Below are 11816 nucleotides of genomic sequence, written 5' to 3' on the forward strand. Positions count from 1 at the left end.
ACTCGGTTTCCCGTTGGTTGTTGTCCCGATAGGCCCCGGCGCGAAATTCCCGGCCGGGGCGTGGCTGCGGCCAACGAAGGGCCGGGCCCGCGTTCTCGGAAATCAAGGGGCGGCAGTATAGGCGCGCGCGCGCGCCTGTCAAACGCCGCAAGCCACTGGAATCTCAGGTCGATTCCAGCTCGCTGTCCCAATAGAGGAAGTCGCGCCAGCTTTCGTGCAGGTAGTTGGGCGGGAAACCCCGGCCGTTTTCCTGCAACTCGACGTTGGTCGGCGCGTACGGTTTGCGCCGGAGCGCGAGCCCGACCTCGTTCGGCAGGCGGCGGCCCTTGGTCATGTTGCACGGCTCGCACGCGGTCACCACGTTCGACCAGACCGTGCGGCCGCCGCGCGAGCGCGGCACCACGTGGTCGAAGGTCAGGTGTTCGGTCGGAAAATGGCCGCCGCAGTACTGGCAGCGGAACCGGTCGCGCAGGAATACGTTGAACCGGGTGAACGCCGGCCGGCGCGAGACGGGCACGAATTCCTTGAGCGCGATCACGCTCGGCAACTGGATGCGCGCGCTCGGCGAGCGCACGACGCGGTCGTATTCGGAAATCACGCTGACGCGGTCGAGAAACACGGCCTTGACCGAATCCTGCCACGACCACAGCGACAACGGGAAATAGCTGAGCGGCCGAAAGTCGGCGTTCAACACCAAGGCCGGGAAACTGTTGACGGCGATACTCACGTTGAACTCCCGCTCAGCATCCGGGGCATACTACAGGATGGCGGGGTGGTTGCAAATCGGAGCGGCGAGGGTTTACCGGCCGTCCGGGCGAAGGGTTTGCCGGAGAAATTCCTGGGCCAGTTTGATCCCTTCCTCGTCGATGCCGTGGGCCAGTCCGGGGCGCGTGTGGGCGCGCACCGCGACCTTGTTCGCCTCGAGCGCCTTCTTGGCGTGGTCGAGGGACTGCACGGGCACGATGGCGTCGGCGTCGCCGTGGACCAGCAATACCGGCGGGCGCGAGCGCAATTCGGTAGCGAGCGAATCGTCCCCGACCAGCATGCCCGAAAAGCCGACGATCCCGGCCAAGGTTTTCGCGCGGCGGAGCCCGACGTAGAGCGCCATCATGGTGCCTTGCGAAAAGCCGATCAGGGCCATGTCCTTGTCTTCGAGCCCGAAGACAGCGAGCAGATGGTCGATGAAATGGTCGAGGATCGGCGCCGCGGCCCGGGTGCCCTTGAGCCGCGCCTCGGGCCCGAAATCGCTGAGGCTGAACCACTGATAGCCGTAGGGCGCCATGTCGAACCGTTGCGGCGCGTTGGGGGAAAAGAACGCGGCTTCGGGCAACACCTGCTGAAAGAAGGGCGCGAGCCCGATCAGGTCATTGCCGTCGGCGCCGACGCCGTGCAGCAACAACACCAACTGGCGCGGCGGCCCGCCGGCGGCGGGCGGCAACGTCGGACCGGACAGCAAGGGAAGCTCGGGCATGAACGAAGTGGTAGCCAATTTGGCCCGCTTCTGCCATCCCTTCCGGCGAGGAATCATGACCATCGTCACCCGATTCGCGCCGAGCCCGACCGGCCTTTTGCACCTCGGCCACGCTTTCGCCGCCCTGTTCGCCGAAGCGCGCGCGCGCGAAGTGGGCGGGCGGTTCCTGCTCCGGATCGAGGACATCGACCCGATCCGCTGCCGGCCCGAATTCGAGGCGGCGTTGGTGCAAGACCTGGCCTGGCTCGGGCTCGTTTGGGAAGAGCCGGTGCGGCGGCAATCGGAACGCATGGCCGACTACCGCGCCGCGCTGGCCCGCCTCGAATCCGAAGGGCTCGTCTATCCCTGCTTCTGCACCCGGCGCGAGATCGCGGCGGAGATCGCGGCCGCCGCCGAGGCCCCTCACGGTCCCGACGGGCCGGTCTATCCCGGCATCTGCCGCGCGCTGACCGAGGCGGAACGGCGCGAACGGATCGCGACTGGAGTTCCGTTCGCGCTCCGGCTCGACATGGCCGAGGCGCTGCGCCGCGCGGGTCCGCTCGCCTGGACCGACCGCGCGCGCGGGCCGCAGGACGCGCGCCCCGAAATTTTCGGCGACGTGGTGCTGGCGCGCAAGGACACGCCCGCCAGCTATCACCTCGCCGTCACCGTCGACGACGCGCGCCAAGGCGTGACGCTGGTGACCCGGGGCGAGGACCTGTTCGCCGCCACCCACGTGCACCGTCTGTTGCAGGCGCTGCTCGGGTTGCCGGCGCCCGCGTATTTCCACCATCGGCTGCTGGTCGGCGCCGATGGGCAACGCTTCGCCAAGCGCGACCGGTCGCTCACCCTGCGCGCCCTGCGCGAAGCCGGGCACACGCCGGCGGAAGTGCGGACGATGGCGGGGTTTTGACGGAACTACGGCAAGCAAAGTAAATTCACGCAATAGGCGATTTTAGTGGTGATAATCCCTATCCTTTTAACCGAATAATTATGAGCGGTAGAAAATTCAAGCTCGAGCCGGTCGCGGCTTCGTTTCCAGGTGTTGAAACGAGACGACTTCCGCTGCCGCGCGTGCGGCGCCAACCCACCAACCTCGCCGGGACTTCGCCTGCATGTTGACCACATCGTGCCATGGAGCAAAGGCGGAGAAACCATAATGGACAATCTCCAAACCCTTTGCGAACGGTGCAACTTGGGCAAGAGCAATACGCTTTAACGGGCTATCGCCGCCAAGCTAAGCGGTTGCGCCTTTGTCGGCTTGAATAATTATGTGAAATAACACATAATTAAACATAATGCGGGACTACGCCGAACCGAAGCCGTTGATTTGGCGCGCGACCTCGAAGGCGGACTTCATGGCTTTTCCGGCGACCGTGCAACGCGAGATGGGATACGCGCTCTTTCTCGCACAAATGGGCAAGCGTCATCCGATCATGGCGAAGACGCTGAAAGGCTTTGGCGGCGGCACGGTGATGGAGGTCAGGGAGAGCCATCAGGGTGACGCATATCGCGCCGTTTATACGGTGCGACATGCCGATGCAATCTATGTCCTTCATGCCTTTCAAAAGAAGTCGAAGAAGGGCGTTGCGACGCCGAAGGCCGACATGGCGCTGGTCCGAAAGCGATGGGCCGATCTGATCGCAGACATGGAGAAGCGAAGATGACCCGAATTCCCACGGCGAAAGACCCGACTCGGAACGTCTGGCTGCAGCTCGGGCTGCCCGACGCCGAAGAGCATTATCTCAAGGCTGAGTTGGTTTTTAGGCTCGACAAAACGATCAAGGTCCTCGGCCTGACGCAGCATGCGGCGGCGCGTAGGCTCCGTACCACCCAACCCGAGTTGTCGAAGATTCTCCGGGGTAAGTTTTCCGAAGTTTCCCTGGAACGACTGATGCGTTTCCTGACGGCCTTGGGTCAACGCATCGAAATCAAGATTGGTGCGGCAAAGAAAGGCGAACCCGGCGAAGTGGTGATCGGAGATATTCGCCGACGCGCGGCTTGATTATCGCGTTGGCGTGAACTGCTCGGGGTGACTGGCGTCGATCATCGGACCGTCCTTGAAGCGCAGCCAGCCGCGCACCTCGACCCGTTCGCCTTTGAATGTCAGCGGATCGACTCCGGCCGCGCGAAAGAGCTTGAGCGCCGCGCCGTCGAGCCGGACGGTGAAATCGGTCCGCCAATCGGGACCGAAGTTGAGGAACACCGCGTTCTTGACCTTGACCGCGTCGACCACGGTCCCGGCGACGATCTGGAAAGTATCGAGATCGCCCTTGAGTCCTTCGGGCGCGCGCACCGCATAGAACGGGTGCGCCCAGATGCCGCGCCGCGCGGCGCGCGCCTCGGCCTCCAGGGCGTACATTTCGGCGGCGCGCGCGCGGTTGTCGGGAAACGTATAGACCCGGGCCTGGCCCTGCCTCAGCATTTCGCCCTGCACCCACAAGCCGTCGGCGCGATGGAGGTGTGCCAGCACGCGGCCGTGGCGGTCTCGGTTGGCGCCACCGTGGCGAAGGATCACGCGCTGACCGACCACGAGCGCGGCGACGGCGCGCTTCGAGTCTTCCGCCAACGGCCAGTCCTTGAAGTTCCTGCGGCCGAGGGCGAGTTTCGGCGCCTGCAGACCGACCAGGCGCACCTCGCGCCCGTCGGCGAGAAGGACCGTATCGCCGTCCACCGCCTCGCGCACGATTTCCTCGCCGCCCGCGACCAAATCTTCGCCGGCGCGCGCGTCCGCGAACGGAAGCGCCGCCGCGACCAAGGCGAGAACGGCAACGAGCGCAAATAACCATCGGCGCGACATGGATAGATCGTAGCTCGCCCGGGCCCGAGCGCAACACGGCGGATGTAACCAATCGCTAACCATCGACGGTGATTTTCGTGGATCGATTCCATTATTCCGCCATAATCCCGGGCCATTATCGGGCTAGCGGCGCTCACGCCATTGCCCGCCGCCGCCCATCGCTTCGTTGTCGCCATGCCTGGTCCGTTGCCGATCCGTCTTTCGATCCTGCTCGCGGCGCTCGCGATCGCGCCCGGCGTCGCGCGCGCGGAGATGGCCATCCCGAACGGCACCTGGACGCTGCTGATGGAAAACGACCGCTTCGCGGATACCGACCGGCATTACACCCACGGCACCCGGCTCGCCTGGGTGTCGGACAAGACCGGCACCGGACCCGGTTGGGTGCGCGACCTGTTGGGCCGAGCCTATCCCTTCGCCGACGTGCGCGGCGGGCGGATCGGCTTCGCCCTCGGCCAGAACATCTACACGCCCGAAAACATTTCGCGCAGCGACCTGATCGTCAACGACCGGCCCTACGCCGGCTGGCTCTACGGCGCGGCCTCCGTGCACGCCGAGACGCGGCAGAACCTGCTCGGCCGGAAGCTCGACGTGCTCGACACCGTCGAGATGCAGCTCGGCATGATCGGGCCGCTGTCGCTCGCCGAGCCGACCCAGAAAACGGTGCACGAACTGATCGACACCACCCGGCCGCGCGGCTGGAGCCACCAGCTCGACACCGAGCCGGGCATCGCGCTGCTCGCCGAGCGCAAATGGCGCACGCCGGAAACGAAACTCGGCGCGGGCAGAATCGCGTTCGACGTCATTCCCCATCTCGGCGCGGCGCTCGGCAACGTCTATACCCACGTCAACGCCGGGGCGATGGCGCGTATCGGGCGCAACCTCGCCTTCGATTACGGTCCGCCCCATATCCAACCGGCGCTGTCGGGGTTGGAGGCGATCGATTCGGGAGGCGAGGTCGGCTGGTACCTGTTCGCCGGCGTCGAGGGCCGCGCGGTCGGGCGCAATATCTTTCTCGACGGCAACACGTTTTCCGACAGCCACAGCGTCGATAAGCACACCCTGGTCGGCGATTTTCAGGTCGGCGCCGCGCTCGTCGCCGGGCGCTTCCGTATCGCCTACACCCACGTGTTCCGGACCCGCGAATTCGAAAACCAGAACGAACCCGACCGGTTCGGCGCCGTCAGCATCTCCGCCCGATTCTGATTGCGCCCTGCCCGACGGTGCGGATTAAATTGGAGCCATGCCCGGACCCCTTTCCCGCGTCGCTTTCGCCTTCGTTCTCGCCGGCGCGCTCGCGCCGCTCGCGGCCTGCACCGTCAATCCCGCGACCGGGCAGCAGAGCTTCACCGGCTTCATGTCGGAAAGCGAAGAGCTGCGCGTCGGCGCCCAGGAGCATCCCAAGATCCTGCGCGAATTCGGCGGCGCCTACGACAATCCGGCGCTCGCCGATTACGTGCGGCGGGTCGGGGAATCGCTCGTGCGCGTCTCGGAAACGCCGAACCTTCGCTATACTTTCACTGTTCTCAATGACGACAAGGTCAACGCCTTCGCGCTGCCCGGCGGTTACGTCTACATCACCCGCGGCCTGCTCGCGCTCGCCGAAAACGAAGCCGAAATGGCGGGGGTGCTCGCCCACGAAATCGGCCATGTGGTCGCCCGCCACACCGCCCAGCGCTACAGCCAGGCGATGGCCGCCAACATCGGCCTGACCGTCCTCGGCGTGCTCGGTCAGGCCGCCGGCGTGCCGGGCGCCGCCTCCGACCTCGCCCAATTCGGCGCCGCCGCCGCGCTGCAAAGCTATTCGCGCGAGCAGGAATTGGAATCGGACATGCTCGCGGTCCGCTACATGGTCCGGACCGGCTACGCGCCCGGGGCCATGAACAGCTTCTTCCGCAAGATGGAGGCCAACGACCGCCTGCTGGCCGAACTGGAAGGGCGGCCCGGCGGCGACGACCGCTACAACATCATGTCGACGCACCCGCGCACGTCGCAGCGCATCGACCAGGCGATCGCGCTGGCCCAGGTCAATTCGGCGCCCGGTCTCCGTTACGAACGCAAGGCCTTCCTCGACCGCATCGACGGCATGACCTTCGGCGACGATCCCCGCCAGGGTATCCGGCGCGGCCGCGAGTTCGTTCACCCCGAACTGCGCTTCCGCTTCACCGTGCCGCAGGGGTTCGCGCTGTTCAACTCGCCGCGCCAGGTGATCGCGCGCGGGCCGCAGCAATCGCTGATCGTTTTCGACATGGAATCCGAAGCCAAGGCGCGCGCCGCCGGCCCGCTCGACCGCTACCTGACCCACGAGTGGGGCGCGCGGTTCGCGCTGCGCGACGTCGAACCCATTACCGTCAACGGCCTGTCCGGCGCGACCGGCCGGACGCGGGTGCAAACCCGGAACGGCGTGATGGACCTGCGCCTGGTGGCCATGCGCGCGGACGCGGCGCGGATCTATCGCATGGTGTTCGTGACGCCGCCCCGGTTGACCGATTCGCTCCGCACCGAGTTGCAGCGCACCACCTATTCGTTTCGCCTGTTGACGCCGGCCGAGGCGGCGGGGGTCAAGCCGCTGCGCATCGCCCTGGTTACCGCCAAGGCGGGCGACACCGCCGAATCGCTCGCGGCGCGCATGCCGTTCCCGGACCACAGGCTCGAATGGTTCGAGACCCTGAACGGCCTCGCCCGCGGGCAACCGCTGGTGCCGGGCGAAACCTTCAAGACGGTCGTCGAATAAGGAAAGCCCGGACATGGATCTATTGATCGAGGGTTACCGCCGCTTTCGCGCCCGCACCTGGGACCGCCAGCGAACCCGCTTCCGGGCGCTCGCCGACAGCGGCCAACGGCCGCAAGCCCTCGTCGTCGCCTGCGCCGATTCGCGGGTCGATCCGCAAATGATCTTCGATGCCGCGCCGGGAGAGCTGTTCGTCGTCCGCAACGTCGCCAACCTCGTGCCCCCCTATATGCCGGACAAGAAGCTGCACGGCACCAGCGCCGCGCTCGAATTCGGCGTTCGTGCCCTCGCCGTTCCGAATTTGATCGTGATCGGCCACGCCATGTGCGGGGGCATCCAGGCGCTGCTTCAGGGGGCGCCGAAGGAAACGCCCGATTTCGTCGAATCCTGGGTGGCGATCGCCGATCCGGCGCGCCAAGCGGTCAGCCAAACGCCGGCGGCCGACCGCCAACAGGCCTGCGAACACGAAGCCATCCGGTTGTCGCTCAGAAATCTCGACACGTTCCCGTGGATTCGGGACAGGGTCGCCGCCGGCCGGCTGCGACTCGACGGTTATTACTTCGATATCCGTTCGGGGATTCTGATGCGCCTCGGCGCCGACGGCGTTTTCGCGCCCGTCCCCATAGACGCCGAATAACGCTTACGTTCCGGCGAGCAGGTTTTCCAGCTTCTGGGTCGCCTGGGCGACGTCGACGCGCTCGACCGCCGCCAATTCGGCGGCGAGGCGGTCGCGCGCGGCCTCGTAGATCTGCCGCTCGCTGAACGACTGGTCGGGCTGGCCGACGTTGCGGTGCAAATCGCGCACCACCTCGGCGATGGCGATGGGATCGCCGGAATTGATCTTGGCCTCGTACTCCTGGGCGCGGCGGCTCCACATGGTGCGCTTGACGCGGGCGCGACCCTTGAGGGTGGCCAGCGCGGCTTCCATGTGCTTGCGCGAGCTCAATTTGCGCAGCCCCGAGGTCGCGACCTTGACGATCGGAACCTTGAGCGTCATGCGGTCGCGTTCGAAGGAAATCACGAACAGTTCCAGCTTGTGGCCGGCGATTTCCTGCGCCTGGATTTCCTGGATCAAGCCGACGCCATGGGTCGGATAGACCACGTGATCGCCGACCTTGAACAGGATGTCGGCCTTTTTGACCGGCGTCTTGCTCGCGGCCTTGGCCGCGGGAGCGGCCGGTTTTGCCGGCGCGGCCTTCGTCCGGGCCGGGGCGGGCTTGGCTTTGGTTTTCGCTGCCGGCTTGGATGCCTTCGCGGGTTTTTTCTTGGTCGTCATGGATCGGAACGGTGGGTGGAGGGGGCGCTCAGGCTGCTCGTAAAAACAACGCCTTCCGGCGAGAAACCGGTCGGCGTCCAAAGCGGACGCTATCACATTTTCAAGCCGAAATACAGGGCGAGCGGGGAAAAACGCGCCGCGACGCAACGCGCAAGCGATGGATGCGTCAGGCCTTCTTGCCCGGATTGGGGCTGAAGTATTGCGCCTTGTCTTTCTTGTCTTTCCACTCGTCCGCGTCGGCCGGTGGCGTTCCCTTGCGGGTGATGTTGGGCCACTTGGTCGAGTATTCGCGGTTGATCTCCAGCCACTTGTCGATTCCCTTTTCGGTGTCGGGAACGATGGCCTCGACCGGGCATTCGGGCTCGCATACCCCGCAGTCGATGCATTCGTCGGGATGGATGACCAGGAAGTTCTCGCCCTCGTAGAAGCAGTCGACGGGGCAAACCTCGACGCAATCCTGCAATTTGCACCTGATGCAGCTTTCGGTGACGACGTAAGTCATGCGCTAGTTGTCCTTCACAAGGCCCCTCCCGCGGGCGCGCAGCGCCCGGACGGCGCGCCTTGCTATCACATCCGCCCGGACCGGGACAACCCCGATGGCCCGCGGAATGCGCGCCGCGCATGGGAGCACTGCCGAAGGGCGGGGCCCGCTTATTCCTTATTCCTGGCCGGGGCATCCGGCGCGGCCGGCGCGATCTCCTGGTACATGGCGGCGGCCTCGGCCGCCGGGCCCCGGCGGGTACCCAGTCCCCGAATGCGGACGACGCGCAGTCGTCCGCCGACGACGAACGTGAGCACATCGCCTTCCTTGATCGCATGGCTGGCCTTGGCGATGGACGCCGCGTTGACCCGCATGCGGCCGGCCGAGCAATAATGGGCGGCGGCCGTACGGCTTTTGAACAAGCGCGCGAACCACAGCCACTGATCGATCCGGCGCGTCGAAGCGGACTTGGTCTCGACCACGTTTCAACGCCGCCGGGGGCGCGCTTTGTCGCGGGCGCTTTTGTCGAGGAACGCCTCGAGCACCGCGAAGGGAGAATCCCGGTCCCGAGTCCGATGCCGTCCGCGCGACGGCGGAAGGGTTTCCCGCGCCCGGCGCCGGCGGCGGGGTTGCCACAACGTCTTCTCGCCCTGCCCGACCGGCTCGAAGCCGAGCGCGCCGAGTACGGCGGCGATCTCGCGCGGGCCGCAACCGGGAAGCTCGGGCCAATCGGACGGCGGCGCGAACGGACCCTGTTTCGCCAGCGACCACGCGCGCGCCGCCGCCCGTTCGAGCGCGTCCGCGCGGACGGCGATCGGTCCCAAGACGCGGAACCCGACCGCTTCGAGGAAATCGGGCGGCGCGGAGGATGCGTCTTCGCGCCGCAGCCACGTCCGGCCGGGCAACGGCGCGGATGGCGGCATGGGCGACGAAACGGCCTGGCCCTTCGCGGCGGCCCACAGGCGGGCGCGCAGGTCGATGGCCGCCGGCTTGAGCAGCGCCGGCATGAAAACGCTTTCGCGTCCGATGACGATTCCGCGCCGCGCCAGCCAGCGGCGCTCGTCGCGGGTCAACACCGCGATCTGCGCCTCGGCGAGCCCGCGCGGCATCGTGCCGAACCCTTCGGCGAGCCGAAACACGAGGCCGCGCAACGCGCCGCCCGACGCCGCCTCGTGCGCGGCGAACAACGGCGCGAAAACCCGTTGCGCCGCGCCCTTGGCCCAGTCGACCAGGCGGCGCCGGATGCGCTCGCGCTCGCCGCCTTCGAGCAGCTCGCTCGCGATCACCGCGATCTGCGGCGCGTAGGGGCCGGCGCCGGGCGCGAGGCGGGCGACGTCGGCGCCGCGCCAGAGGACGCCGCCGCCCGCGCCGAAGGCGAAGGCGTCGTCGTCGGACTGCTCGAGCGCGCGCACGCGCGCGGCCGCCTCGCCGCGCAACGCCCGCGTCACCGCGGACGCGATCGCCCGTTCCGCGCCGCCCGGCCGCGAATCCGCCGCCGCGCCGGATTCGGCGACGAACCGGAAACCTTCGAGCCGTCCGACCGCTTCGCCTTCGACCGTCACGCGGCCGTCGCGCGCGACCGCCGCGATGAAGGCGCGGCTGTCCCGGAGCCGGCTCACCAGCAACGCGGCGCGCCGATCCACGAACCGTTGGGTCAGCCGCTCGTGCAGCGCGTCGGAAAGCCGGTCCTCGACCAGGCGCGCGCGGTCCCGCCAATGGACCGGATCGGCGAGCCAGCCGGCCTGGTAGGCGACATAGGTCCACGTCCGGATGTTGGCGATGCGCTGGATCAGCGTTTCCATGTCGCCGTCGGTGCGGTCGATGCGGGCGATCTGGTCGGCGACCCAGTCGGCGGGCAACCGTTCTTCCGGTCCAACCAGATGGAGGAACAAGCGTTTCAAAAAACGCGCGTGCGCCTCGCTCATCACCTTGCGGAAATCCGGCACCTGGCAGACCGCCCACAGCAGCCGCACGCGATCCTCGGCATCGGCGGCGCGCACGATGTCGGGGTCCTTGCCGAGGACGGCGAAGGCGAGCTCGTCCTGCGCTTCGCGCGCGCGGCGCAGGCCGGACAACGGGGGCGGCAAGGTCAATCCGCGTTGCAATCCGGCGAGCGAGCCGAAATCGAGGTCCGGATTGCGCCAATAGAGGAACTCCAGGGGATCGAAGCGGTGATTTTCGATCCGCTCGACCATTTCCCCGTCGAGCGGGCCGACGTCGGCGGTCGTGCCGAACGTGCCGTCGTTCATGTGGCGGCCGGCCCGCCCGGCGGTTTGGGCCAACTCGGCGGCGCCGAGGGTGCGCCAACCGCGGCCGTCGAACTTGCGCAACCCCGCGAACGCGACATGGTCGATATCCATGTTGAGGCCCATGCCGATCGCGTCGGTCGCGACCAGGTAGTCGACGTCGCCGGCCTGATACATGGCGACCTGCGCGTTGCGGGTTCGCGGGCTGAGCGCCCCGAGCACGACCGCCGCCCCGCCCCGGGTGCGCCGCACCAGTTCGGCGATGGCGTAGACCTCGGCGGCGGAGAACGCCACCACCGCGCTGCGCGGGGCCAAGCGCGCGATCTTGCGGCTGCCGGTGTAGGCGAGCGTCGAAAAACGCCGGCGCGGCGCCACCTCGGCCCGCGGCGCCAGCCGGCGCAGCAACGGGCGGATCGTTTCCGCGCCCATGACCATGGTTTCCGAGATCCCGCGCGCGTGCAGCAGGCGATCGGTGAAGACATGGCCGCGGTCGGGATCGGCGCACATCTGGATTTCGTCGACGGCAAGAAAATCGAACGGCCGGTCGAGCGGCATCGATTCGACGGTGCAGACGAAATAGCGCGCCCCCGGCGGCACGATCTTTTCCTCGCCGGTGACCAGGGCGACTTGCGCCTTGCCCTTGAGCGCCACCGCGCGGTCGTAGTTCTCGCGCGCGAGCAGGCGGAGCGGAAAACCGATGACCCCGGTCGGATGGGCGAGCATCCGCTCGAGCGCAAGGTGGGTCTTGCCGGTGTTGGTCGGCCCCAACACCGCGGTGATCCGGCCCGCCTCGGGCCGCGCGCCGTCCGCGAACGCCATGGGCGAACCATCCGGT

14 protein-coding genes are annotated in these 11816 nt (G+C 67.3%); 7 read left to right on the forward strand and 7 right to left on the reverse strand.

Annotation, left to right across the window (positions count from 1 at the left end):
• Positions 1-163: 163 nt before the first annotated feature.
• The gene (locus FJ311_00905; GenBank protein MBM3949995.1) at positions 164-727 is read right to left on the reverse strand and encodes an HNH endonuclease; all 564 of its coding nucleotides are present in this window, start codon (positions 725-727) and stop codon (positions 164-166) included.
• Positions 728-799: 72 nt separating this feature from the next.
• Positions 800-1471 carry a phospholipase gene (locus tag FJ311_00910; protein ID MBM3949996.1) on the reverse strand — a complete coding sequence of 224 codons (672 nt, stop codon included), beginning with the start codon at positions 1469-1471 and terminating at the stop codon, positions 800-802.
• A gap of 55 nt (positions 1472-1526) precedes the next feature.
• Here FJ311_00910 and FJ311_00915 point away from each other — a divergent pair, with 55 nt between their 5' ends.
• From FJ311_00915 to FJ311_00930, 4 genes are all read left to right on the forward strand, one after another.
• Positions 1527-2363, forward strand: a complete 837-nt coding sequence (locus tag FJ311_00915; protein MBM3949997.1) for a tRNA glutamyl-Q(34) synthetase GluQRS — start codon at positions 1527-1529, stop codon at positions 2361-2363.
• Positions 2364-2492: 129 nt separating this feature from the next.
• Entirely contained in the window at positions 2493-2669 is a 177-nt protein-coding gene (locus FJ311_00920; GenBank protein ID MBM3949998.1) for an HNH endonuclease, read from the forward strand.
• Positions 2670-2748: 79 nt separating this feature from the next.
• A complete protein-coding gene (locus tag FJ311_00925) occupies positions 2749-3117 on the forward strand; it encodes a hypothetical protein (protein ID MBM3949999.1) in 369 nt (122 codons plus the stop codon).
• Positions 3078-3455 (forward strand): XRE family transcriptional regulator, encoded by a 378-nt coding sequence (locus tag FJ311_00930; protein MBM3950000.1) that lies wholly within the window; start codon positions 3078-3080, stop codon positions 3453-3455. The genes FJ311_00925 and FJ311_00930 overlap by 40 nt, the downstream gene beginning before the upstream one ends.
• Here FJ311_00930 and FJ311_00935 read toward each other — a convergent pair whose 3' ends face one another.
• The gene (locus FJ311_00935; GenBank protein MBM3950001.1) at positions 3456-4250 is read right to left on the reverse strand and encodes a thermonuclease family protein; all 795 of its coding nucleotides are present in this window, start codon (positions 4248-4250) and stop codon (positions 3456-3458) included. It abuts the gene before it with no gap.
• Positions 4251-4391: 141 nt separating this feature from the next.
• Between FJ311_00935 and FJ311_00940 the strand changes: the two genes are divergently transcribed.
• From FJ311_00940 to FJ311_00950, 3 genes are read left to right on the forward strand one after another with little or no spacing between them, the layout of a single operon-like run.
• A complete protein-coding gene (locus FJ311_00940) occupies positions 4392-5453 on the forward strand; it encodes a lipid A deacylase LpxR family protein (GenBank protein MBM3950002.1) in 1062 nt (353 codons plus the stop codon).
• Between the two features lie 37 nt (positions 5454-5490).
• Positions 5491-6981 (forward strand): peptidase M48, encoded by a 1491-nt coding sequence (locus FJ311_00945; GenBank protein MBM3950003.1) that lies wholly within the window; start codon positions 5491-5493, stop codon positions 6979-6981.
• Positions 6982-6994: 13 nt separating this feature from the next.
• Entirely contained in the window at positions 6995-7615 is a 621-nt protein-coding gene (locus FJ311_00950; GenBank protein MBM3950004.1) for a carbonic anhydrase, read from the forward strand.
• Between the two features lie 3 nt (positions 7616-7618).
• On the opposite strand, the gene FJ311_00955 is transcribed toward FJ311_00950, so the two are convergent.
• From FJ311_00955 to FJ311_00970, 4 genes are all read right to left on the reverse strand, one after another.
• Positions 7619-8254: a CarD family transcriptional regulator gene (locus FJ311_00955; GenBank protein ID MBM3950005.1), complete on the reverse strand. Its 636-nt coding sequence runs from the start codon at positions 8252-8254 to the stop codon at positions 7619-7621.
• A gap of 166 nt (positions 8255-8420) precedes the next feature.
• Positions 8421-8756 carry a ferredoxin family protein gene (locus FJ311_00960; GenBank protein MBM3950006.1) on the reverse strand — a complete coding sequence of 112 codons (336 nt, stop codon included), beginning with the start codon at positions 8754-8756 and terminating at the stop codon, positions 8421-8423.
• A gap of 149 nt (positions 8757-8905) precedes the next feature.
• A complete protein-coding gene (locus tag FJ311_00965; protein MBM3950007.1) occupies positions 8906-9217 on the reverse strand; it encodes an RNA-binding S4 domain-containing protein in 312 nt (103 codons plus the stop codon).
• Positions 9218-9220: 3 nt separating this feature from the next.
• Positions 9221-11800 (reverse strand): disulfide oxidoreductase, encoded by a 2580-nt coding sequence (locus FJ311_00970; protein MBM3950008.1) that lies wholly within the window; start codon positions 11798-11800, stop codon positions 9221-9223.
• Positions 11801-11816 lie beyond the last annotated feature (16 nt).

Source organism: Rhodospirillales bacterium, assembly GCA_016872535.1.
Lineage (GTDB): Bacteria > Pseudomonadota > Alphaproteobacteria > Rhodospirillales > 2-12-FULL-67-15 > 2-12-FULL-67-15.